The sequence below is a fragment of the Pseudomonas sp. R4-35-07 genome (assembly GCF_003852235.1).
Lineage (GTDB): Bacteria > Pseudomonadota > Gammaproteobacteria > Pseudomonadales > Pseudomonadaceae > Aquipseudomonas.
The window spans coordinates 2,919,740-2,944,073 of sequence record NZ_CP027732.1 but is presented as its reverse complement, the minus strand read 5'-3'; the positions used below and the strand labels follow the sequence as shown (position 1 = coordinate 2,944,073).

Below are 24,334 nucleotides of genomic sequence, written 5' to 3'. Positions count from 1 at the left end.
TCACATGCACAGGCCTTAACAAGGAGCTGTTTATGCTGACGTCATTTGATTCCTTGCCCAATGTGATTTTGTGGGCGGTTTCCCGCAGCCGCTCTACCGCTTTCGAGCGGGCCGTGATGCAGCATCCGGGCGTCAGGGTGTTGCACGAAAGGCTCTCCGAACCCTTTCTGGCCAAGCACTTTCCCGAAAAACATGCACTGATTGAGCACACCCGCCGGACCAATAACGGACCGCCCGGCATTACCGGTTACGCCGAGGCGATGGCGTTGCTCGGCGAACGTCCAGCACCACCGCACCGCTTGCAATTCTCCAAGGAGATCGCTTACTTCGTCGACTTCGACTCGATCGATAGCACGTGGCTGGCGCAATTCAGGCATGTGTTTCTGGTCCGCCAGCCGCAGGATGTGATGCGTTCGCTGTATCGCGTCAGCCAGAGCGGTAGCACCACCTATTTCGATGCGGATGAATCCGGCTTCGATGAGCTGGCTCGTATCCATGAGCGGGTGCTCGAACAGTGTGATGCCAGTCAGGTGCTGTACCTGGACAGTGATGAGGACCTGATGGGTGATACGCGAGGCACGCTGGCGCGCTTTTGTGATTTCGCCGGTATCGACTTTTCGCCTCGCTTGTTGAGCTGGGCACCGGAAAAGGTCGAACAGTGGCAATTTTTCCAAGGCTGGCATGACGATGCCGAGCGCTCGTGCGGTTTCGCCCAAGTCGCGCACCCCGAAATCACGTTTCCGGATGCCGTCGAATCCACGGCACGGGACAAGCAACCCCTCTACAGGTTTTTCCATCTGGCAGCTGCCTGGCAGCGCGTGCCCCCCACGAAGGATCACCTTGCCTGCCTTCATGAACCGGCGCAGGCACATCTGCGCGTGTTGTTGCTGGCATCGACGAGGCAGCAGCTTCTGCGTGCGTTGCAATGGGCAGCGCAATTGCCTGGCGACTATGCCGTTTGGCTATGGAGCAGCCCCACAGCCTGCCATTTCGACGCAATCATCCGCGAGATTGAGCAGTTGCAGGACCTGCCTCTGGTGACGCTGACGACCTCTGAAGACCCGGTGTCGCTCGAGTTCGTAGGCCGTCTGAGTCATCGCCAGCTGTGCCTGATCTGCCCCGACAGCCCATATGCACGCCACACCGGGGTCAAGCTGATCATTGTCGATCGAGATAACCCGGCGATGAATGAAGTCAGCCCACAGATTTCTCAGTACCAGCGGGCGGCAGCTCAACACAGTCGCGAGCAGCAGATCACGACCCAGCGTCTCAACGCCCCGGCCGATGCAACAACGCCCTCCTGGCACACGCATCTGCGTCAGTTGCTGCGCGATGCCCCAGACAGCACGGTCGCCGCCAGCCCCCAACGAAGCCTGAGCGCCCGCGATCTGAGTGACCAGGCCCGCAAGCTGGCTGAGCGACTTTTGCACAGTTGCCCCCACGGCGGCTGGGTGGCTATCCGCCTGGACAAAGACCTGCGCACGCTGGTGACCATGACCGCCTGCAGCCTGCTGCGCTGGCCCTACCTGGACATCCCGCAATGGTACGGCCCCGACGCCACTGCGAACGTCCTGGCGAAACTCGATCCAGTGGTCGTGGTGGGCGATACACTGACTCTCCAGTCCCTGGCAGGCCGTTATCGCACGCTGCTGCTGGACCGCCTGCCGGAGCGCTGCGACGCTGCGCCAGAGGTTCGACCGCAGCCATTCGGTGATGTGGCCTATGGCTTGCTGACCTCTGGTACGACGGGTATGGCAAAGGTCGTCACAATTGGCGAACACGCTCGCCTCGATTCACTCGCCTTCTGGCGTCAGCATTTGCGTCCCGGGGATCGCATCGGCCTCAATGCGTGGATGACCGGCTATGTCTACTACCCCATCTTCAGCGGCGCGGTGGCCTGCCTGATTCCGGACGCCATGATGCTGGATCCCCACGCTCTCACAGGTTTTATCCAAAGCAGTCGTCTCTCTCAATTGATGATCACCCCCAGTCTCGTGGCCGGCCTGCTGCAAAACGAACAGGCATTCCAGCAGGCGTTTGCCAGTGTGCATACTCTGTGGCTGAGCGGCGAGCCGCTACCCGACGCGATTCGCGAACAACTCACGCGTTGGCTGCCCCACTGTAAGGTGCTCGATCTGTATGGCTCGAACGAAGCCGGGGACGTGGCCCTGGTCGGCCCGCAAGGCCGCTTGCACTTCACCCCCGGCACCGAAGCCTTCGTGCTGGACTCGACACTTGAATGCGTTCGCCTGGGCAGCCCTGGCGAACTCTACGTGCACACCCAGGGACTCACGCTGGGTTATCTGAAGGACGATACGGCCGACCAGGCGGCCTTCGTATCCAATCCGCTGGCGCCAACCCACCCGGACCTGGCCCGGCGGCTGCTGCGCACCGGTGATAGGGTGCAACTCACCGAAAGCGGAAATATCCACCTGCTGGGCCGCAGCAGCACGCATCTGAAATTGCGCGGGTTCAAGGTATTCTGCACCGATGTGGAACGCATCCTGATTGCTCATCCCGAAGTACGCACGGCCTTGGTCACCACGCGCGGCGACGGGCTTGACCTGCAACTGGTGGCCTTTATCGCCCCAGCGGATGCCGAACACCCGCCCCATGCCAGCACGCTGCGGCAATGGGCGAGTCAACACTTGCCGGCCTTCAGCGTTCCGGTGGCCTACTTCCTGACCCCATCGATCCCGGCCGGTGCCAGTCAGAAGCGCCTGGGTTCGCACATACTGCTGCAACTGCCACTGGTCCCTCTGCCAGATGACGAACCGCCGCTCACGCCCCTGCAATCCCGGGTTGCTGCCTTATGGGGCGACTGCCTGAACCTTCAGGGTGTGACCCTGGGCCCCGACAGTGACTTCCTCGACATGGGTGGCAGCCTGTTGCTGTTGGAATTGATAAACCTGATCAACCGGACTTTCCGTTTCGATCTCTCCGTTGCCGACATCACCCGCGACGCTACCCTGGCGGGCATTACGCAGCTGATCGCGCTTGAGCTTCAAGGCGAGCCCGTCAAGGAGGCCCCCTTCTCTGTCGAAGCCGAAACCGAGCTTTACCTGGCCAGGCTGCAAGCGCCTGTTACGCATGTGCCTCAACGCGAGGCACGGCGCACGATACTGGTTACAGGGGCCACGGGGTACCTGGGGCGAATGATCGTGCGCCACCTGCAACAGGCCGTGGGAGTGGAACGCATTCTATGCCTGGTGCGGGCCGAAAACCCGGCTCACGCACAGCAGCGGGTTGCGGATCTTGGGTCAGTGGAGGCTGTAGTTGCGGACTTGGGCCAACCCCGGCTAGGCCTGTCACCCGAGGATTACCGTCGATTGTCTTCGGAGGTCGACTGCATCATTCATTGTGGTGCCGAGGTCAACTGGCTCAAGCGTTATGAACGCCTGGCCGAGACTAACGTAGGCGGCGTTCTGGAAGTGCTGCATCTGGCTGCCCTTGGCGGTGCCGGCGTTGTCATCGCCTCGACCTTGCCCGAAACGGTTCCGACCACCGGCTACAACCGAGCCAAGCTGGTTGCCGAAAGCGTAGCGATAAGGTTCCGTGAACAGACCGGCATAGATCTGCACATCCTGAGATGCGGGGACATCAGCGCTCCCCTTGAGGCCAATGCCTGCGACCGCATCAACCCCGACGACTATGTCGGACTGATGATTCGTAGCTGTGTTGCTCTCAAGGCCTGGCCGGCGCAAAGCGACTGGTCGCTGAATCTCACGCCGGTGGATCATGTCGCACGGATCTTCGTGCACTGTGCCCTCGGCGGATCGATGACGCAATCGACGTCAATCCATCACCTTTACAACCCAGAAAACACCCGCTGGGAACAGATCTGCAGTTGGATCCAGACGCTCTTGGGGGCGGACCGGTTCACGGCACTCCCCCTCGCTCAATGGCGCGTCAGACTCGAAGCCCAGGCACCTGGCAACGCCGTGCTACAGCGCACGTTGCTGATCCTTCCAATGATCATCGAAGACTTCAAACACTTCAGCCACCCGGCCCCGTTGCAAGTCGCGCAGCTGGAATGCCCGGTGATCGATGCCGAATGGACGCAGCAGTACCTCACCGCACTCAACCTGGACACAGGAGAGACCCCATGACACAGACTACCACCGGATGGGCGGCCCATAGCCCAGGCTCGCCATTGGAGCCCTTTACGTACCCCCGCCTGGACCCGGGTCCCAATGAAGTCGAGATCCGGGTCACCCATTGCGGCGCCTGCACGAGCGACCTGCATTTGATCGAAGGAAACTGGGGCGAAGCCTCCCAATACCCGCAAGTGTGTGGTCATGAGGTGGTCGGAAAAGTAGTCCGCAGCGGGTCCTCGGTAACGGGGCTCGCCGCGGGGCAACGTGTCGGCGTCGGCTGGTACAAGGGGGCATGCCTTGCGTGCGAGTGGTGCCTGAAGGGTGAAGAGCAGCATTGTCCAAAGGTAGTGCCTACGTGCAGCAATGGGCAGCGAGGTGGCTTCGCGGACTTTTTGACCTGTGACGCAAAGTTCGTATTCGCCATTCCCGATGCCCTGCCCTCAGCCATGGCGGCGCCGTTGTTTTGCGCGGGACAGACGGTGTTTACCGCACTGCTGCGTGGCACCCGTCCGGACATGCGGGTCGGCGTGCTAGGGATCGGCGGGTTGGGTCACCTGGCCATCCAGTTCGCCGCCAAGTTCGGGTGCACCGTGACCGCGCTGTCGAGCTCTGAGGACAAGAAATCCCAAGCCATGGAATTGGGTGCCAGCCACTTCTGCACCCTGGACCCGCACACGCTGAAAGCCCAGGAAAACACCCTGGATTTCCTGTTGGTGACGGCCTCCAACGATCAGGACTGGGCGAGCGCCATCGCCTTGCTGCGGCCGCGCGGCACCCTATGCTTTGCAGGTATGCCCAACCCGGTCACCTTGGACATCGCAGCCATGATGTACAAAACCCTGACGGTTTCCACTGCCAATGTTGGCGGGCGTCACGACATGCTGCAAATGTTGGCGTTTGCCAGCGAGCACCACGTCTGGCCCCTGGTCGAAACATTTCCGGCGACAGGAATCAATCAGGCCTTGGATGCACTGCGCAACAATCAGGTGCGTTATCGCGCCGTCGTTGAGTTCTGACCCACACAAATTCCACGGAGATACCTCATGTCTTCTTCGCTGGCACTACCGCCAACCCTCCCAGTGCACTCGGACCTGGTCCCGCACCCCTTCGAGATCGGGCGTCAGGAACATTCCGATCTGAAGGGCCACCGTTCGCTCCTGTTGTGGTTCACCGGCATGTCCGGCGCGGGCAAGTCGTGCATCGCCAACCGGGTCCAGGCCAACCTGCACGAGCACCAGCTGCACACGTGCCTGCTGGACGGTGACCGGCTTCGTCAGGGCCTGACCGCCGACCTGGGCTTTGTCGATGACGATCGCAAGGAAAACATCAGGCGTACCGCCGAGGTGGGCAAACTGATGGTGGATGCGGGCGTGATCACCTTGGTGTGCCTGATCTCACCGTTCGAACAAGAGCGTCGCATGGCCAGAGCTCTCTTCGCCCCCGACGATTTCATCGAGATATTCATTGATGCGCCGCTGGCAGTCCTGGAGCGACGCGACCCCAAAGGGCTGTACGCCAAGGCGCGTAGGGGCCTGATCAAGAATTTCACCGGTATCGACTCTCCCTATGAACGGCCCCTATCCCCCGACATCTTGATCGATAGCGCAACGACCTCTGTCGAGCAGGCCGCGCGCACCATCGAAGCATTCCTGCACAACCGTCGGTGCTGGAACTAACCGTTACATTCATATGGGGCAACCATTATGAAGACGCTCGTTATCGTCGGTGCTGGCTTCAGCGGTGTGGTCACTGCGGCACAGATCCTGCGTAGCGCAGGCACCAAACTGCGCATAATACTGGTCAATCGTACGCGGGCCATGGCACGAGGGCTGGCCTACGGCACCAGCAGCCCCCTCCACCTATTGAACGCCAACGTGGGGAAAATGAGTGCGCTGGATGATGAACCAGAAGATTTTTTGAGGTTCTGCAGAAGCCGGCACCTCAACGCTGAGTCTACTTCGTACGTCACTCGCAACCTTTATGGCGACTACTTGAACGATGTGCTCGACGGCGCTGAACGCTTAAACCCTGGCGCGCAGTTGTCACGGATTGTCGCGGAAGTCATACAGGTGCAACCCTGCGGTGACGGCGCCCGGCTCAAGCTGTCGGATGGATGTACCCTCGAGGCGGATCATGTGATCCTCGCCTTTGGCAACTTCCCTCCCGCCGACTGCTGCAATTTGAACAAGACCCTACGTCCGCAGACCTACGCGCATGATCCCTGGAGTCCTCCTCTATGTCTGGCGTCCGATCCAGACGCCGCAGTGCTGTTGATCGGCTCCGGCTTGACAGCGGTCGACATGGCACTGCAACTGCTTCAAAAAGGCCATCGCGGCCCAATCCATTTACTCTCTCGGCGCGGGCTCTTGCCCCTTGGACACTCAACGGAGGTTATTGCCCCCCTTTGCGCCCCTGTGCACCTGGGGCGCGGCTCACCTCGACAGCTGATGGCGACACTGCGCAAGCGGGTCAAGGAACATCAGCGCCGAGGAGGCGATTGGCGAGCCGTGATCGACAGCTTGCGTCCGTGGGTACAAAAACTCTGGTGCGCGATGGATACCACGCAGCAGCGACAATTTCTACGGCATGTCCAACCTTGGTGGGACGTCCATCGTCATCGTTTGGCGCCTGCCACTTTCGAACACTTTCGAGATCATCTGGAAAGTGGACAGCTGGCCATTCATGCCGGCAGGTTGACCAATGTGGCGCTGCTGGGCAAAGGCTTGATTGTGGGCTTTAAACGGCGCAGCGACCAGGCAACTGTATCGCTCAGGGTCAGCAACATCATCAATTGCACCGGGCCCAACCTTGACATCCAGCGAGTCGATACCTCCCTGGTCAACAACTTGCTGGAGCAAGGGCTTCTCAGCGCTGCCCCTTGTGGCTTCGGGATACTTGTGGACGACCAATTGCGCGTGTTGGATCAGCAGCATCAGCCGATCCCTTGGCTTAGCTACGTGGGGCCCATGCTCAAGGCGCAGTATTGGGAAGCCACCGCCGTCCCTGAGCTTCGGCGCTTTTCGTTCAAGTTAGCCACGCGCATGACCACCCTGCTGACAGATGCACCGGCTGGCGGTGGGCAGAATTCCAGGTTGCGTGTGACGCCTCAAGGCGAGCCAGGTGTTGCCGCTGACCTGAAACGCACTCCGCATGCTGCTGGGTGAACAAAAGTCCAAAAAACCTTTATTAACATAAAGTTATGGCTAAATTTAGTTCAGCCCCGTCCGTCCAGTTCCACTGGATTCCAGAGCCCATGGGGGCAAAATTTTCCTTCTCTGGGCAGGCTGGCACAGCGCGTAATCCATTTTTCCACTGTTCATCACTGACTCAGCGAAGCATCAATGGGGATATCCAGGGTAAACGTGGCGCCTTGTCCGGCGCCGTCGCTGTGTACAGTCAAGCGGCCACCCATTTCCTGCGCAGCCAGTGCACAGCTGTGCAGGCCGAAGCCGTGGCCCTCCTTGCGTGTGGTGAAGCCATGCGAAAAGATCCGCGCCAGGTGCTCTGGCGTAATCCCGCTGCCGTTGTCGGTCACCGAAATACGCAGCCCTGATGAGTCAACGAGGGCGGCATCGAGCGTGACGCATGGGCTGCGAACGGCCACGCCTTCCAATGCGTGCTTGGCATTGCTGATCAGGTTCACCAGAATCAGCAGCACACGGTGACGGTCCAGCGCGAGTAGAGGCACATCGGCAATTTCCTTGACCACCGTCACCCCCTGGCGCTCCAGCGAGCCGGCGCTCATGCGCAAGGCATCATCGATTAACGCGGTGACCGACACTGTCTCCACGACACTGACAGCAACGGCATAGGACTGCTGGGCAGCGACAATGGTTTTGATGTGGTCAATGCCCTTGGTGAGTTGCCCGAGCTCTTCGACAATGCCTTTTTGCTCTGCCGTCACCACCTGCGCCAGCTTGAGCAGGTAGTCGGGCAGCATCTTGCCTTTGGGGTCTTGGGTAAGAAAATCGCTCAGGTCGTTGACGTGTTCGTTCATCAATTGAGCGACCTTGCCCAGGCCATGGACTTTGGATGCGCGCAACTGATTGCTGACCAGGTCTGCCGAGACGTTCACGCTGTTGAGGACGTTGCCGACGTTGTGCAGCACAGCCGTGGCGATTTCGGCCATGCCCGCCTGGCGCGATTTGGCATGCAGTTCGCTTTGCACCTGGCTCATGCGCAGCGCCGCGCGAACGCGAGCCTTGAGCTCCAGCGGCGAGAAGGGTTTGGCGATGTAGTCATCGGCGCCACTTTCCAGCCCTGAAACGCAGGCGTCACCGCCGCCGCGGGCGGTCACCAGGATTACGGGCAAATGGGCAAAACCGGTGCTGGCCTTGATTCTGGCGGTCAGGCCGAAGCCGTCGAGCAGCGGCATCATCACATCCGAAACGACGACATCGATCGGTCGACGCTGCAGGAGCGCCCAGGCCTGCTCTCCATCCGTAGCGGTGGCGACACTGTAGTCGTCGTGCAAAAGCTCGGTGAGATAGCTGAGCATTTCCGGGCTGTCATCTACCACCAGCACTCTGGACCGCGAGGCGTGTTCCGGGTGCTGCTCCTCGCCTGCGTCTGGCGTTGGAGCGCCCTGGTGGCCGTCGTCAAAACGCAGGTGGCGCTGCTCGGTTGAGCTTGTTGTGCTCAGTGACGGCTGCTCGTACAGAGGGCCGCCTTCGGTCGCTACCCTGTCTTGCTCAGCCCCCAGTGGAAGTCGAACAAAGAAACACGAGCCCCGTCCGGGCTCGCTGTTGACGCCGACTTCGCCGCCCATCAATTCGACCAGGTCCTTGACCAGGGCCAGGCCGATGCCTGTGCCGCTGTAGTGGCGCGTGGCGGAATTATCGATCTGGGAAAAGCGCTGGAACAGCAGCGCCAGTTTGTCGGGCGCGATGCCAATCCCCGAGTCGTGCACCGCCAGTTCAAATCGCTCGCCATCGATCGGCGTCACGGCCAGGTGCACCGTGCCGCCAGCGGGCGTGAACTTGATGGCATTGCTCACCAGGTTGAGCAGGATCTTCTCGAAATGTCGGGGGTCCAGAAACACGCTGCCGAGCGCGGGGTCGATGCTGCAGGTCAAGGTGCAGCCCTTGCCCTCGGCCACCATGGCGGCATCCTCGGCCAACACCCCCACCGTTTTATTCAAATCAACCGACGTTGGACACAACTCAAACTTGCCCGCTTCAGCCTTGGAGAAATCGAGGATATCGTTCACCCGGTTCATCAGGCGCAGCGCATTGCGTTGGGCGCGCTCGATCTGCACGCGCCAGTCCACGGGCGGGGTGGCCGCCGCAGAGAGCTGCTCCAGGGGCGCGAGAATGAGGGTCAGGGGGGTGCGCAATTCGTGGCTGACCGTGGCCACGAAATCGCTCTTCGCCTGGTTGGCCGTCTCGGCCTGGTTGCGCGCGTGGATAAGTTCGACGGCTTGCGCTTCCAGCACTTCGGTCTGTTGGTGCAGCGTATCGGTCCGTTCGGCGACCATTCTCTCCAAAGAGGCCTGGACTTGCTGTCGCTCGGTTTCGGCCTCGGCCTCCAGCACCCGGATGCGCAGGGCATTCTCCTGGAACACCCGAACGGCGCGGGTCATGATACCAATCTCATCGCCGCGTCCGACGCTGGCGATCTCGGCATGCAGGTCGCCGGCCGCAAGCCGACGCATGACCGAGGCCAGAGCCACGATGGGCTGCGCGACAAATCGCGAGGTGCTCCAGGCAATGGCGCCGGCCAGCAGGATGGCGACGGTAACCGCAATGATCGTCGCAAGCATGCCGCGGTCATTGTGGACCAGGGCGTCGGAGCGCGCTTGACCCGCGAAGCGCGCAACCAACAGGCCGGCGCTGCGGGCCTCGTTGCGAACCTGGTCACGCGCGTCGCTCAAGGCGTTGCTCGCCTGATGGAACCTGGCGAATGCCGCCCGGTAGCCGGCAATCTGCTCGTTGACAGTCAGCGGCGTAGCCGTGCCTTGCAGCCCCACGGAGGAAGGAAGCACCCGAGAGAGACGGAGTAGCTCGTCCAGGAGGGTGCCGACGGCGCCGGCGATCTCGGCCGACGGTGACAGACGAAACGACAGGGTCTGCGCTTCCAGGGTCGCCACACGCTCGGCGAAACGCTTGGATAACGCCGCTGCATTGTGCAGCAAACCGGTGGCTGCCTGAATGTCGCTGGCGTCATGGGTAACGTCCCCTTCCACATTACCCAACAGCGCCTCGAGGCGCCCGGCCACATCCCCCACGGCGGAGAGATGCCGCAAAACTTCCTCTGCGCGCAGCCTGGGTGCCTCGCCAAGACGCTCTATCGCCACACTGGCAGCCGCGAGCGCCGCGGCCAACTGGTCGAGGACCTCGCTCTCCTGCGGCGTCCCCATCACCTCGCGCAACTGTTCGACCACGGGCCGGAGTGCCGCGCAGGCATTACGCACCGCAGTGGCGGCGGCCCCGTCACCGGTCACCAGCATCCTGGCCACGTTGGCGGTGATGAGCCGTTCGCCGTTGCGCAGGACATCGAGGATGCGGTGGGCACTTTCGATGTTGCTCACCCGCGCCTGGTGCTCAACGGCGCGAGCGTCGACCGCCTTCAACCCAGCGGCGATGCCCTGTTCGACGAGAGTCGTCGCCTCTCGCATCCGGCCGTAATGGGCGGTCATGTTCTCCGTTTCGCCATCCATGGTCAGGCTCGCCGTGCGCAAGGCGGCGATCGCGGCGGCGAGCCGCTCCAGACTGCCCTTGAGCGATTCCGCCTCGGCCACCGGAATGGCGGTGAGGCCAGCGATAGCCGTCGCCACCCTGCCCTCGGCCTGGGACAAGCTTTCCTGATCGCGGGTGGCAATGAAGTTTTCCACCCGCCCGGTGGCCGCGTTGACCGACGCCAGAATTTCTGCGGAATGACTGGCCGAGTCCACCGCGCGAACCATGCCTCGCAGGCCGTAGAGGTTCACCAGAGACACCGTCAACATCAGGAACACCAGGGCGGCGACCGCCAAGCCAATTTTGACGGCAATGGGCCGATCACTGACGGGTTTGAATATCAACATGGCGCCCCGCAGCCGCGCCCCCCGCCCGCCACTACTTCGCAACTTCCGGCAAAGGCGCCGGCGGCGCCGTATGGTTGGCGGCCGCGTCGATCATCGCCGCAACGGAAGCCTGGCTGTAGAGCGGATTGGCGGCGCCGCCCACCGGCATGCTGGCGAGCCAGGCGTCGAGGTCTTTCGCATCGATACGCACCAACGGTACTTCGACGAACTTCGGCACCTGCTTGCCCGCCAGCACCTGCTGGGCCACCCAGAACCCCACCTGGGAGACACTTGGAGAAGCGGAAACGGAGACGGTCTCGTAGCCGTTGGCATCGCGCTCCTGTTGCCACAGGGTGAGTTCGTCCTGACGATTCCCCATCACGATGATCGGCAAAGGGCGCCCCGCCGCCTTGAACGCCATGGCCGCGCCATAACCGTCGCCTCCCTGAGTAGCAACGGCATCAATGTCGGGCAGCGATGGCAACGCCAGCGCCACCTCCTTGCGTGCGACAGACTCCGTCCAGTTGCCGTACACGGTCTTGGCGAACTTCAGGCCCGGATAGTCACTGGCGGCCTTGCGAATGCCGTCGCTGATATTTTTATCGGTGGCATCGCCGGCAATGCCACGGATTTCCAACAGTGTCCCTTTGCCCTTGAGGCGCTCGGCAATGTAATCCACTTCCACGCGCCCCATGGCGGACCAGTTGTAGTCCACCGTATAGACACAGGGTTCGGTGACCAGGCTGGCCATGACCACCACCACGATGCCGGCGTTGCAGGCATCGCGGATCACCCCGTTGAGGGCCGTGTCGGACGCGGCCAGGATGACGATGGCGTTGACGCCGTTGACGATCATCTCCTGAATATGGGCCGCTTGTTCCGAGGCCGAGTTATTGGCGCTGACCACCGGAGCCTCACCGATCAAACCCTCTTTTTGCGCCTGGAGCGCAATCTCCTGCCAGTTGCGCACCATCACCTTGCGAAAATCACTGCCCGCATAGGAGTTGCTGAAGGCAATGTCATAGCTTGCGGTAGGGCCGCCGGCGACACCACCGTCAGCGGCCTGGACCGGATTGGCGGCAATCATCATTAGCCCACCCAGGCAGCCGGCGAAGCGCCACATGATTGTGTGGATCGGTTGAGCCTTCATGCCGTCCTCCATCGCGCCCGGGATTGACCCACAGTCATCCCTCTACACCTGCCGACAGCCTGTCGATGAAGCCATTTCAGTAGGCCGGACTGCTCGTTCGGCCAGTGCAACAATAGAACCGGGTAGGAAGAACCAGACATGTACAGACTCCTTTCCTTGGCGGACGACAACTGAAGCCAGTACATGGCCTGAGGTGGGGGTGAGCATAGTCTCAACAGACCTGCTGCGCGCGAAATCGAGCTGACTGCCCCCATGGACTGGACGGGCGCTCGGGGACCTAGCGATACCCCCGCGCCTGAACATCGAACAACTCGGCATAGCGCCCACCCGCCGCCATCAGCTGGTGATGGCTGCCCTCCTCCAGGATTCGCCCGCCGTCCAGCACGATGATGTGGTCGGCATTGCGCACGCTGGAGAATCGATGGGAAATCAACAACGTCATGCGGCCCTTGGCGTGTTCGCGAAAGTGCTCGAACACCGCCGCCTCGGCGCCGGCGTCCAGCGCGGCCGTGGGCTCGTCAAGAATCAGCAGGTCCGCCTCCTGGCGCATATACGCGCGTGACAAGGCGACTTTCTGCCATTGCCCACCCGACAACTCCTGGCCGCCAAGCCAGCGCCCTAACTGTGTGCCGTAGGTTTTGCTCAGGCGCTCGATGAATTCGGCGGCCACCCCCTGGGTTGCGGCAGTGCGCCAGCGCGCCTGGTCGTTCAGCGCATCGACGTCACCCACTCCAAGGTTCTCGCCGACGGTCATCTGGTAGCGGATGTAATCCTGGAAAATCACCCCAGTGCGCTGGCGCAGTGTCTGTTCATCCCAGTCTTGCAAGTCGCTGCCATCCAGCAGAATGCGCCCCTCGTGCGGGGTGTAAAGGCGCGTGAGCAGTTTGATCAGGCTGGTTTTGCCCGAGCCATTCTCGCCCACCAGGGCCAGGCTTTGCCCCGGCGCCAGGTGCAGGTTGATATCAGTCAATGCCGGCCGCTCAGCGCCTGGGTAACTGAACCCCACGTGCTCGCAGCGCAGACCGTCGCCAGGACGCGCGCCCTGGGTAAGCCGGCCACTTGGCACGACCACCGGGGTTAGCAGGTACTCATAAAGGTCCGACAGAAACAGACTGTCGTCATACAGGCCGGCAATCGCGCTGAGGCTGGCGGTGATCGCGCTTTGCCCCTGCTTGAACAGCACGATGTACATGGTCATCTGTCCCAGGCTGGTCTGGCCGCGCACAGTGTCCAGCACCACCCAGGCGTAAGCCACATAAAACGCCGCGGTGCCCAGCAGGCCCAGGGCAAAGCCCCAGGCATCCCGGCGCACCGTCAACTGGCGGTCTTCGGTGTACAAGCGCCGGGCGTTGTCGCGGTAGCGCTTGAGGAACAGCGGCGCCAGGCCGAACAGCTTGACCTCTTTGGCATGGGTCTCGTGGGACAGCAGCGATTCCAGGTAATTCTGCTGACGGGTCTCGGGCGCGCGCCGGTGGAACAGGCGAAACGCATTGCCCGAAAAATGCGTCTCGGCGAAGAACACCGGTAAGGCACCGACCACCAGAATCACCAGCGCCCACGGCGAAAAGTGCACTAACAGCACGGCAAAGCTGATCAGCGAGATCAGGTTCTGCACCAGCCCCAGGCCCTTGGTGACCAGGCTCAGCGGCCGTGTCGACGCGCCCTGGCGCACGCGCACCAGTTTGTCGTGGAACTCGGCGTCTTCAAATTGCAGGAGTGAGAGGGTCTGGGCTTTCTCCAGAATCATCAGGTTGACCTTCACCCCCAACTGCACCCGCAGCAACGATTGCTGCATTGACAACGCGCGCTGGGCGGCGGCCAGCAGCGCCAACACGCCCGCCTCGGCCAGCACGTATTGCATCACTGGCCACACGGGCGCCTGGCTGCCGGCTGCGTGAATTTGCATCGCGTGCACCACGCCATCGACAATACGCTGGCCGATCCAGGCCGCCAGCGCAGGCAACAGACCGGCAACGATGGTTGCCAGCAGCAGGCCTATGAATAAGGGCCGCGACGTCCCCCACACCAGCTTCAGCGCCCTGCGCGCCTGGATGGAAAACGCGCTCAATCGATTGAACAGCACCATCAATGGAATGGACTCCGTGTGGGGGCTGGGGTGAGACGGGTGGATTATGACAGGCGATGACGTTGCGCACATCCAAGGGCCAGATAATAAAAATAGATGATTTTATTAAGACGAAAGATAACATTATCTAATAATTAGCTTATTCCAAAAAAGACTTTCCCCGCCGTTTTTTATAGAGATATCTTCACCTCACAGACCGACCCCATGCCTGGCGGAGGACGTACTCCTGACATGGATCTCTCTCGATATGCCAGATATTTCTCTCCCCGCCCCGCTGAAAAAATTCCGCCTGTCGCTGTTAACCAGCTCGCTGCTGCTGGCGGCGGTGCCCGTCTGCGCCGAGGACGCCAAGCTCGGCACGGTAACCGTGATTTCCACCGGTTTGCGCGGCCAGGAGCGCACCGTGGCCGACAGCCCGGCACCCATTGATGTGATCAACAACGAGCAGTTGCTCAAGACCGGCCGCGCCGAGTTGTCCGAGGCGATTGCCAAGCTGCTGCCCTCCTTTAACTTCGGCACCAATATCGCTGGCTACAACTCGGTGACCCGCCCGCTGAGCAACCGCAGCCTCGGCCCGGCCTACACCCTGGTGCTGGTCAACGGCAAACGGCGCCACAACGGTGCCACCGGCCAGCGCGGCTCGATCGACAACAGCGGCGCGAATGCCGTGGACATCGACCTGATCCCGGTCAGCTCGGTCGACCATATCGAAGTACTCAAGGACAGCGCCGCGGCCCAGTACGGCTCGGATGCGGTGGCTGGGGTGATCAACATCATCCTCAAGTCCACCAACAACGGCGGGCACCTGGAGACCAGCTATGGCCAGTTGTATTCCGGCCAGGGCGAAACCATCAAGGTCGCCGGCGACCAGGGTTTCAAGCTCGGCGATGGCGGCTTCTTCCACCTCTCGGCCGATGCGCGCAAGCGCGGCGAAGCCTCCTGGAACGACAAGGCCGACAGCAGCGTACGTGCGTTCAACGATCCGGCCAAGGAAGCGGCCTGGGACCGAGTGGCAATCAAGAACGGCGACCCCGACCTCAAGGCCTTCAACCTGGCCTACAACGCCGAGCTGGCGCTGCAAGACCTGACCCTTTATTCGTTCTCCACCTACGGCGAGCGCGACGCCGAAGCGGCCAACTATTTGCGCCTGCCCACCGGCCGCGCTGCGGTGCCTGAGGTGTTCCCCGACGGTTACTTTCCGCTGAACAACATCAAGGATCGCGACTACCAGTTGCTGTTTGGCGGCAAGGGCCAAGTGGCCGAGTGGAACTGGGACCTGAGCACCACCTACGGGCGCAACAATGTGCACCACTCCAGCGACCTGAATATCAACCCGTCGCTGGGCACCGCCTCGCCGACCCAATTCGACAACCTGGCGACCTTCCGCTTCGAGCAATGGGTCAACAACCTCGACTTCACCCGCCGTTACGACAGCCTGTTCAACCTCACGTCGCCGGTGCAGGTGTCGGCCGGCCTGGAGCATCGCTGGGAGCATTTCAGCACCTTCGCCGGCGACCCCGAGGCCTACATCACCGGCACCTACCCGGCGGCATCGGGCGCACAGGCGGCGGTGACCATTCGCCCCGAAGATGAGGTCAGCCTGATCCGCAACAACTACGCCGGCTACCTGGACCTGGGCTTTGACCTCACCGAGCGCTGGTTCCTCGATGTGGCCGGGCGGGTCGAACATTACGACGATGACTCGGGTAACACCTTCGGCCTCAAGGTGAACTCGCGCTACGAGCTGACCGACAGCGTGGCGGTGCGCGGCACCGTCGGCACTGGTTTCCGTGCGCCGTCGCTGACCCAGATCGGCTACACCGTGGCGGACAACCGCGTGGCCACCGACGTCAACGGCAACGTGGTTCCGGCAGTCACCCGCCTGACCCCGTCGGGCAGCAACCTGGCCAAGGCGCTGGGTGGCGACGACCTGAAACCGGAGAAGTCGCGCAACCTCGGCCTGGGCCTCACCTGGCAACCCGCGCCGCGCACCAGCATCACCGCCGACGCCTACCTGATCGATATCGACGACCGCATCGCCCTGACCAGCAATATCTATGACCAGGGCAATGGCGCAGTCAACGCGATCCTCGCCGCCCAAGGGGTGCCCACCGGCACCTGGGTCAACTATTACACCAACGCCTTCGACACCCGCACCCGTGGCCTGGATGTGGTGGCCGACCACACCACGCCGCTGGATGCCTGGGGCGACGTGCGCTGGAGCCTCGGGTTCAACTGGAACAAGACCACCATCGAAGGCGCCCGTGACACCCCGGCCGCACTGAACGGTTCCGGCGTGACCCTGGTGGGCCGCGACCGCGAGGGTGACCTCACGCAGGCATCGCCCAAGACCAAGTGGATCCTCGGCGCGAACTGGAAGGTCGAGGACCTCGCGGTCAACCTGCAAACCGCCCGCTACGGCGCGGTCAAGACCCTGGCGGTCAACCCCACCGGGGATCGCAGCTTCGGCGCCAAATGGATCACCGACCTCGACGTCAGCTACACCTTCGTCGACAGCATCACCGTCAGCATCGGCGGCACCAACATCTTCGACGTGCGCCCCGACCGGCACGCCGTCTACAGCAACCTGGGCCTGGCGCCTTACGGCAACCCGCCGTTCTATCCGGGCGGCGGCTACTGGTACACAAAGCTGGCCTACGACTTCTGATTCACATCGCCAAACGAGGGCACCCCATTGAACACCTCCAACTTGATGAGCCGTCTGCTGGCCCCCTGCGCCCTGGCGATCAGCCTGGCCGCCTGCTCACCTTCGGGTGACCAGGCGCAAGCGAACAAAACCCTGAATATTGCATTTTTTGGCGACAACACCACCCTGGTCAGCCTCGACCCGTTCCAGGTCTACTGGCTGGAACACCGCGTGCTGCTGCGCAATGTCGCCGAGTCGCTCACCGACCAGGACCCGGCCACCGGCAAGATCATCCCCTGGCTGGCCAAGAGCTGGGAGATCAGTGACGACGCGCTGACCTACACCTTTCACCTGCGCGACAACGTGACGTTCAGCAACGGCGAGCGCTTCGACGCAAAAGCGGTGAAAACCGCGTTCGACAGCGACAAGGCCCTGGCCACCGAGCTTCCGGCGACCTTCGGCGCCACCTACCTGGCGGGTTATGACCACGCCGAAGTGGTCGACGACTTCACCGTCAAGCTGGTACTGGCCAAACCCAACGCGGGCTTTTTACAAGCCACCTCGACCACCAACCTGGCAATTCTCGCGCCCGCGTCCTATGCACTCACGGTCAAGGAGCGCTCGCTGGGCAAGATCATCGGCACCGGGCCGTTTATGCTGGCCAGCTATACCCCGGAAGTCGGCGCGCACCTGACCAAACGCAAGGGTTATGCGTGGCCATCGGCGAATATGAAGAACCCGGGTGAGGCACACCTGGACGCCGTCGACATCAGCTACATCCCCGAAGAGAGCGTGCGCAACGGCCTGTTCCTGCAGGGCAAGGCCGACATCCTGTGGCCACGCAACCCGTTTTCGGAAGTCGACCTGAAGCTGTTCCAGTCCAAGGGCGCGACCATCCAGAGCCGCTCGCTGCCGGGCCCGGCGCTGAACCTGTACCCCAACACGCGTGGCGAACGCATTCTCGCCGATCAACAAGTGCGCCTGGCCGTGCAGAAGTCCATCGACCGCAAGAGCTACGCCAGCACCGTGTATAACGCCGAGTTCCCGGTGGTGGACGGCATCTTCGACGTGACCACGCCTTACTTCAAAAGCCAGGGCAGCAAGCTCGGCTACGACCCGGCAGTTGCCGAAAAACTGTTGGATCAAGCCGGCTGGGCCAAGGGCGCGGACGGTTACCGCAGCAAAAACGGCAAGCGCCTGAGCCTGAGCTACAACATCAGCCCGGCCGAAACCGCGGGTGACGTACTGATCCAGGACCAACTGCGCAAGGTCGGCATCGAGTTGAAACTCAGCGTGGTGACCCGCGCCGAATGGGTGGCCAACAACTCCGCCGGCAACTACGACCTGACCATCAACTACATGACCCGCGCCGACCCGATCATCCTGCAAACCATCCTCGACCCGCGCAGCGCCAATAGCTCCACCGTGGCCACTAACACCTACGAACCGGCCACCCTGGAAAAAGCCAAGGGCTTGTTCGATGCCGGCATTACAGCCACCCAAGGCGCACAACGCGCCGCCGCCTATGGCGACCTGCAGGACCTGCTGATCGACGAAAGCTCGGCGTTCCCGGTGTACGAGCGCGTGTGGCAGGCCGCAACGTCGCCCAAGGTGAAGAACTTTCGCTGGACCGCCGAGGGCTTCGCGCTGCTGGGTGATATCGAGATCGGCACGCCATGAGCCGCTACCTGATCGGCCGCGTCGGCCAGGCCCTGCTGGTGCTGTGGGGGGCCTATAGCATCACCTACTTCATCCTCTATCTGCTGCCGGGCGACACGCTGTCGATCATGCTCAGTGCCTCGGGCATGGAGGCCGATTCGCTGTCGGTGGCCGACCTGGCCAAGGCACGCGCCTATTACGGCCTGGACAAGGGCCTCTTCGAGCAATATGTCGACCTGCTACTGGGCACCTTGCACGGAGATTTCGGCCAGTCCCTGTCGCTGAACCGCCCGGTCGCCGAGTTGCTCGCCGAGCGCCTGCCACAAACCCTGTCCCTGGCCGGCCTGGCGATTGTGTTGTCGCTGGTCGGCGGTGTCGGCCTGGCCTACCTGACCGCCTATATCCGCTGGCAACCGCTGAAAAAAGCCCTGGCGCGCCTGCCTTCCCTGGGGTTTTCGGTGCCAGTGTTCTGGATGGGCCTGTTGCTGATCCAGGTGTTCGCCTTCGGCCTCGGCTGGCTCCCCGCCACCGGCAGCCGGGGCTTTGAAAGCCTGGTACTGCCGGCGATCACCCTGGCGATTCCAAGTGCGGCGGTGTATGCCCAAGTGCTGCAGCGCAGCTTCCAGGGCGTGTGGCAGGAGTCGTATATCGTCACCGCCTACGCCAAGGGCCTGAGCCGTGGCCAGGTGCAGGCGCGCCATGGGTTTCGCAACGCGGCGCTGCCGATTCTTACGCTGATCGGCCTGCAGGTGGGCAACACGGTGTCCGGTGCGGTGCTGGTGGAAACCATCTTCGCCCGCTCCGGCATCGGCCGCCTGGCCCAGGAGGCCGTGCTGCGCCAGGACATCCCGGTGGTGCTGGCGATTGTCACGGTGTCGGCGGCAGCCTTTGTGCTGGTCAATCTGCTGGTGGACTTGCTGTACCCGTGGCTCGATCCGCGCATCTCCCACACGCCAAAGGTGTCCTAGACCATGACTATCCTTGAGCAAAACCTCGGCCTTGCGCCCCCACTCTGGCAACGCCGCACCCGCCGACAACGTGCCACGGCGGCGGTAATGCCCTTGCTGCGGCGACCGGGTTTCAGCCTGGCGGTGTTGATTGTGGTGTTTTCATTGCTGGCCGCCGTGGCGCCGCAGTGGTTGACCAGCTTCGACCCCTATGCCACCGCACCTGCGGTCAAACTCACAGCGCCGAACTTGAGCCATTGGTTCGGCACCGACGAGCTGGGCCGCGACCTGTACACCCGAGTGGTCTACGGCGCCAGGCTGTCAGTGCTGGCGGCCTTGCTGGCGGTGGGGATCGCCTTGTTGGGCGGGCTCGGGCTGGGCATTTTGTCCGGCTTTGCCGGTGGGTGTATCGATGCGGTGATCATGCGGTTTGTCGACGTGTTGCTCGCCCTGCCCGGCTTGCTGCTGGCCCTGGCGATTGTCACCGCCATCGGCTTCGGCACGGTGCCGGTGGCTATCGCCGTGGGCGTCGGGATTATCCCCGGATTCGCCCGCACCACCCGCGCCGAAGTGCTGCGGGTCAAGACCCTGCCGTACGTGGAAGCCGCACGCCTGGGCGGCGCCAGCTGGGGCCGCACCTTGCTGCGGCACATCCTGCCCAACGCGTGGGGCCCAGTGGCGGTACTGGCGACCCTGGATTTCGGTGCAGCCATCCTCGCCACCGCCGGCCTGAGTTTTCTCGGTTTCGGCGCCGCGCCTCCAGCCGCCGAATGGGGCACGTTGATCGCCAACGGTCGGCACTTTCTGATCACCGCCCCCTGGGTGTCGTTGCTGCCCGGCCTGTTCCTGGTCGCGGTGGTGTTCAGCCTCAACCACATTGCCCGCACGTTCGAGGAGGTTCAGCGATGAATGCTTTAGTGGATGTTCGCCAGCTTAGTGTCAGCTACCGGCACGGCAACCTGGCGGTAAACCAGCTGTCACTGACCATCGCCCAAGGCGAGACGCTGGCGATTGTCGGCGAGTCCGGCTCGGGTAAAACCACCCTGGCCAACGCGATTCTCGGCCTGTTGCCGGACAGCGCAACCATCAGCGCCGGCGAGCTGTGGGTGAACGGCAACAACCTCACCCACGCCGGCGAACGCCAGAGACGCGGCCTGCGCGGGCGCACCATCGGCCTGGTGCCTCAGGACCCGATGGTCAGCCTCAACCCGACCCTGCGCATTGGCCAGCAGATTGCCGAGGCGCTGATCCTGGCCAAGGGCAAGCGCTACCCCGGCGTCGATGCCGATATCGTCGAGCTGCTGCAACAGGTCGGTATCGAAAAGCCGGTACTGCGCGCGCGCCAGTACCCGCATGAACTCTCCGGCGGCATGCGCCAGCGCGTGCTGATCGCCATTGCCCTGGCCGGCAACCCACGCTTGATCATCGCCGACGAGCCGACCAGTGCTCTGGACGTCACCGTGCAGCGCAAGATCCTCGACCACCTGCAACGGCTGGTCAGTGAGCGCGGGATTTCGTTGCTGATCATCACCCATGACCTTGGCGTGGCGCTGGATCGCGCCGACCGCGTCCTGGTGATGCAACAGGGGCAAGTGGTGGAGCAAGGGGCACCCCGGCAGATTCTCGGCGCGCCGCTGCATGACTACACCCGCGCCTTGATCGCCGCCGCGCCGGCGTTCGCCAAGCGCCGCCCGCCACTGGCCCGACCGAACCCGACGCAGCCGCCGATCCTGCAACTGCAGAACGTTGGCAAGACGTTCGCGCTGCCCAAGGTCAAGGGCGAAGACGCGACCTTTGTGGCGCTGGAGGACCTGAGCCTGCAGGTCTACCCCGGGCAGACTCTGGCGATTGTCGGCGAGTCCGGCTCGGGCAAAAGCACCGCGCTGCGCATCGCCCTCGGCCTGGAAAAACCCAGCCGCGGGCGGGTGTGGTTCGAGCAACAGGACGTCACCGACCTCAGCTGGCGCGACTTCCGCCCGCTGCGCCAGCGCCTGCAACTGGTGCAACAAAACCCGTTTGCGGCGCTGGACCCACGCTTCACCGTGTTCGACAGCATCGTCGAACCGCTGGTGTCGTTCGGCTTGCTCAAGGGCCCGGCCCTGGAACAGGCCGCGCGCGAGCTGATCAGTCGCGTGCATATGCCGGTGAATTTCCTCGATCGCCTGCCGCGCGAGCTTTCCGGCGGCCAGTGCCAACGTGTCGCCATCGCCCGCGCCCTGGCGCTGAAACCGGATCTATTGCTATTGGATGAACCGGTCAGCGCCCTCGACGTGTCCGTGCAGGCGCACATCCTTGAACTGCTGCAAGAGCTGCAACGGGACATGGGTATCGCCTACGTGCTGGTGTCCCACGACTTGTCGGTGGTCGCCAACTTCGCCCATGAGGTGCTGGTGTTACGCAATGGCCGGGTGATCGAACAGGGTTCGGTGGAGCGCATCTTCAACCGCCCGACCAGCGATTACACCCGTGAGCTGATTGGCGCCATCCCGGGCCAACGCGCTAGCGCGAGCGCCGCCTGAGCGGCGCTTTATTCGGCAGCACAGTCGAAGCGCGCGGACATTTTTCATTGCATTACCACTTCGCATCCAATATTTCGCAACGGACAAAAGAGCTCCCCATCCTGCTGCGGGGCCGCGATAAGGTTGATAACGCTTTTCGAAGCTCATTACTTTTATTCTCCCGCATGTAGGACGCTCAGACGTTCCCCGCCACAAAGCTCAAATCTGCCCCTCGCTGCAACAGATCAATGCGGCATGTTGCTGAATAAGGCAATTGAAAAGAACTTGAATCTGTTCACTACAGTAATGACGATCACGGTCTTCCTCGTCAGTCCATACACCCATAATCGACCATTGGAATGCACTATGTGTCCAATAGCTTAATGCGTAATTAACGCACCCAGGCAACGATGCGAGGCGATCGAGGGCATCTTGTAGTTCAGGCCAAGGCCGAGGTGGACAGGCATGGAACTGCACCCGGATTTGATTATAGCTTACGAACACCTGCAGCTTTTCCGATGGCTCGCTCATTCAACACCTCACGGATTTCCTTAACATGTTCAATTGACGACATGCCGCCTTGGAAGGGTCACCGTGCAGATTGATCAACGAGTAAACCCTTTGCAGTTGGATCATATTTCCAAACAGCGAAGAAGAGAACGCACGCCAGCATTTAGGACTTAAATGAATTTAGTGCTAATGCCGCTACGCCTTTAAAACTCTGGACTGCACGCATTTACATCGCAAGAGTTTAGGTGTTAATCCGTAGCGCACCTGTATTTTTAAATGCGACAGGGTGATGCTCACTCCAGAGCTGCAATCGGTGCAGCGGCTACAGATAACGGCGATAGCCTATATGCACTTTTATACGGCACCTTTAATTAGCTGGGTCGTCAGGATACATCTATGAAAAGCTTAGCCATCATTATCCCGCCGAGACGTATAGACGCACCGATGCTCTTATCGTGCCTGGGTGTATGGCGCAAAGAATATAACCTGAAAATTTTCTCCGTCGATGCACGCACTACGCACGGAATGACTTTTGAACACATCAAGACTCAAGATCTGGAAGAGCTGTACAGTGAATGTTTCGATGCCATCGCTGTGATGGGGGGAGCGGGGACTAAAGAGTATTTGTGGAATAACATCAATGTTATCGCTCAACTACAAGAATTCGATAAAGCCCGAAAGTTGGTTGCGGGAATTGGACTTGGCGCAATAGTGCTTGCCCAGGCAGGCATCTTGGTTGGAAAAAAAGCAACCATCAATAACTCCGTCGAATTGGTGATCCAGTTGAGTAGTTATGGCGCGATATTTATGCCCGACGATGTTGTGGCCTTGAAGTGGATCATCACTGGCAATGGAAAAGACGTTGAAGCCTTTGCACAGGCCGTATCGAACTGGCTCCGAACGTCCCTCCGGCAGACCATCAAGTAGCGTCGGACAAGACTTCAAAAATACACCACCGCTATCAGTATGAGGATTAAGACATGAACTCTATTACTTCCGCGCAGGACGCCTTAACCGGTGATTTAGCAGGCAAAAACATTGTTGTCTTTGGGGGGACCTCCGGAATTGGCCTGGCTGTCGCGATTCAGGCCAAGGGCCGGGGTGCAAAGGTCATTGTTCTGGGTTCAGATCCGCAACGCGCAGAGCAGGCCGCCAAGACCCATGAGCTGGACGGCTGGCGTGCGGCCGATATCACCAGGCCCGAACAGATCCATGCCGCAATGGCAGACATACAGCAGGTTGACCATTTGGTGCTGTTGGCAGGGACCTTCGTCGCCGGCAAAGTCCTCGAAGCGGACATCCCGTACTTGCAGCGCGCTTTTGATGAGCGGATCTGGGCGTCGGTACATGCCTTGCGGGCTCTCGGCGATCGCCTTTCCAAAAAGGGCTCGGTGACTTTGATTTCAGGTGCGTTGGCAGATCGGCCAAACGCTTACGGCACCGCGGTGCTCGCCGCTGCATCGGCTGCCATGGAGGCATTGGCCCGTGGCCTTGCTCTGGAACTTGCACCTATCCGGGTCAACACCCTTTCTCCAGGGCCCATCAACACGCCGATCCTTGCGAAAGCCTTGGGCGATGCGCGCGATGGCTATGTCGCCGCGCTGGAGCAAACCCTGCCGCTGCATCGCCTCGGCACGGCGGACGAAGCGGGTGCAGCCGTGGTGTTTCTGATGAGCAACGGCTTCATGAACGGCGCCACGATCAATATCGATGGAGGTTCGCGACTGGTTTGACGTC

Annotated in this window: 13 protein-coding genes and 3 pseudogenes; 11 read left to right on the top strand and 5 right to left on the bottom strand. The window is 61.7% G+C overall.

All coding sequences use genetic code 11. The annotated features are described in order from the left end of the window. The first annotated feature begins 32 nt into the window (after window positions 1-32). From C4J89_RS13415 to C4J89_RS13400, 4 genes are all read left to right on the top strand, one after another. Window positions 33-4,109: an SDR family oxidoreductase gene (locus tag C4J89_RS13415; protein ID WP_124414678.1), complete on the top strand. Its 4,077-nt coding sequence runs from the start codon at window positions 33-35 to the stop codon at window positions 4,107-4,109. Next, entirely contained in the window at window positions 4,106-5,113 is a 1,008-nt protein-coding gene (locus C4J89_RS13410) for an NAD(P)-dependent alcohol dehydrogenase (RefSeq protein ID WP_164487596.1), read from the top strand. The genes C4J89_RS13415 and C4J89_RS13410 overlap by 4 nt, the downstream gene beginning before the upstream one ends. A gap of 120 nt (window positions 5,114-5,233) precedes the next feature. Next, complete coding sequence (cysC, locus tag C4J89_RS13405; RefSeq protein ID WP_256681692.1) at window positions 5,234-5,773, top strand: adenylyl-sulfate kinase; 540 nt, start codon at window positions 5,234-5,236, stop codon at window positions 5,771-5,773. A gap of 27 nt (window positions 5,774-5,800) precedes the next feature. Further along, the gene (locus tag C4J89_RS13400; RefSeq protein WP_124414676.1) at window positions 5,801-7,261 is read left to right on the top strand and encodes an FAD/NAD(P)-binding protein; all 1,461 of its coding nucleotides are present in this window, start codon (window positions 5,801-5,803) and stop codon (window positions 7,259-7,261) included. A 155-nt stretch (window positions 7,262-7,416) separates the two neighbouring features. Here the strand turns inward: C4J89_RS13400 and C4J89_RS27470 are convergent. From C4J89_RS27470 to C4J89_RS13385, 5 genes and pseudogenes are all read right to left on the bottom strand, one after another. Beyond that, window positions 7,417-7,707: pseudogene (locus tag C4J89_RS27470) on the bottom strand (ATP-binding protein); the annotation flags it as partial. A gap of 566 nt (window positions 7,708-8,273) precedes the next feature. Beyond that, a pseudogene (locus C4J89_RS27465) lies at window positions 8,274-8,562 on the bottom strand (response regulator transcription factor); the annotation flags it as partial. 294 nt (window positions 8,563-8,856) lie between these two features. Next, window positions 8,857-9,750: pseudogene (locus C4J89_RS27460) on the bottom strand (sensor histidine kinase); the annotation flags it as partial. Window positions 9,751-11,152: 1,402 nt separating this feature from the next. After that, complete coding sequence (locus C4J89_RS13390) at window positions 11,153-12,250, bottom strand: ABC transporter substrate-binding protein (RefSeq protein ID WP_124414674.1); 1,098 nt, start codon at window positions 12,248-12,250, stop codon at window positions 11,153-11,155. Window positions 12,251-12,527: 277 nt separating this feature from the next. After that, window positions 12,528-14,336 carry an ABC transporter ATP-binding protein gene (locus C4J89_RS13385; protein ID WP_124416025.1) on the bottom strand — a complete coding sequence of 603 codons (1,809 nt, stop codon included), beginning with the start codon at window positions 14,334-14,336 and terminating at the stop codon, window positions 12,528-12,530. Window positions 14,337-14,583: 247 nt separating this feature from the next. On the opposite strand from C4J89_RS13385, the gene C4J89_RS13380 reads away from it, so the two are divergent. From C4J89_RS13380 to C4J89_RS13350, 7 genes are all read left to right on the top strand, one after another. Next, window positions 14,584-17,004, top strand: a complete 2,421-nt coding sequence (locus C4J89_RS13380; protein WP_124414673.1) for a TonB-dependent siderophore receptor — start codon at window positions 14,584-14,586, stop codon at window positions 17,002-17,004. A 45-nt stretch (window positions 17,005-17,049) separates the two neighbouring features. Beyond that, window positions 17,050-18,663, top strand: a complete 1,614-nt coding sequence (locus C4J89_RS13375; protein WP_124416024.1) for an ABC transporter substrate-binding protein — start codon at window positions 17,050-17,052, stop codon at window positions 18,661-18,663. Then, on the top strand, window positions 18,660-19,610 hold the full coding sequence (locus C4J89_RS13370) for an ABC transporter permease (protein WP_124362809.1): 951 nt from the start codon (window positions 18,660-18,662) through the stop codon (window positions 19,608-19,610). The genes C4J89_RS13375 and C4J89_RS13370 overlap by 4 nt, the downstream gene beginning before the upstream one ends. Window positions 19,611-19,613: 3 nt before the next feature. Continuing rightward, window positions 19,614-20,498 carry an ABC transporter permease gene (locus C4J89_RS13365; RefSeq protein WP_124414672.1) on the top strand — a complete coding sequence of 295 codons (885 nt, stop codon included), beginning with the start codon at window positions 19,614-19,616 and terminating at the stop codon, window positions 20,496-20,498. Next, window positions 20,495-22,108: an ABC transporter ATP-binding protein gene (locus tag C4J89_RS13360; RefSeq protein ID WP_124414671.1), complete on the top strand. Its 1,614-nt coding sequence runs from the start codon at window positions 20,495-20,497 to the stop codon at window positions 22,106-22,108. The genes C4J89_RS13365 and C4J89_RS13360 overlap by 4 nt, the downstream gene beginning before the upstream one ends. A gap of 885 nt (window positions 22,109-22,993) precedes the next feature. Continuing rightward, window positions 22,994-23,524 (top strand): DJ-1/PfpI family protein, encoded by a 531-nt coding sequence (locus C4J89_RS13355; RefSeq protein WP_124362806.1) that lies wholly within the window; start codon window positions 22,994-22,996, stop codon window positions 23,522-23,524. A 53-nt stretch (window positions 23,525-23,577) separates the two neighbouring features. After that, window positions 23,578-24,330, top strand: coding sequence for an SDR family oxidoreductase (locus C4J89_RS13350; protein WP_124362805.1), 753 nt, complete (start codon window positions 23,578-23,580; stop codon window positions 24,328-24,330). The last annotated feature ends 4 nt before the right edge of the window (window positions 24,331-24,334 follow it).

Coding starts and splice junctions, on each gene's coding strand:
- C4J89_RS13415 (WP_124414678.1), top strand. CDS start 33: ATGCTGACGTCATTTGATTCCTTGCCCAATGTGATTTTGTGGGCGGTT.
- C4J89_RS13410 (WP_164487596.1), top strand. CDS start 4,106: ATGACACAGACTACCACCGGATGGGCGGCCCATAGCCCAGGCTCGCCA.
- C4J89_RS13400 (WP_124414676.1), top strand. CDS start 5,801: ATGAAGACGCTCGTTATCGTCGGTGCTGGCTTCAGCGGTGTGGTCACT.
- C4J89_RS13390 (WP_124414674.1), bottom strand. CDS start 12,250: ATGAAGGCTCAACCGATCCACACAATCATGTGGCGCTTCGCCGGCTGC.
- C4J89_RS13385 (WP_124416025.1), bottom strand. CDS start 14,336: ATGGTGCTGTTCAATCGATTGAGCGCGTTTTCCATCCAGGCGCGCAGG.
- C4J89_RS13380 (WP_124414673.1), top strand. CDS start 14,584: ATGCCAGATATTTCTCTCCCCGCCCCGCTGAAAAAATTCCGCCTGTCG.
- C4J89_RS13375 (WP_124416024.1), top strand. CDS start 17,050: ATGAGCCGTCTGCTGGCCCCCTGCGCCCTGGCGATCAGCCTGGCCGCC.
- C4J89_RS13370 (WP_124362809.1), top strand. CDS start 18,660: ATGAGCCGCTACCTGATCGGCCGCGTCGGCCAGGCCCTGCTGGTGCTG.
- C4J89_RS13365 (WP_124414672.1), top strand. CDS start 19,614: ATGACTATCCTTGAGCAAAACCTCGGCCTTGCGCCCCCACTCTGGCAA.
- C4J89_RS13360 (WP_124414671.1), top strand. CDS start 20,495: ATGAATGCTTTAGTGGATGTTCGCCAGCTTAGTGTCAGCTACCGGCAC.
- C4J89_RS13355 (WP_124362806.1), top strand. CDS start 22,994: ATGAAAAGCTTAGCCATCATTATCCCGCCGAGACGTATAGACGCACCG.
- C4J89_RS13350 (WP_124362805.1), top strand. CDS start 23,578: ATGAACTCTATTACTTCCGCGCAGGACGCCTTAACCGGTGATTTAGCA.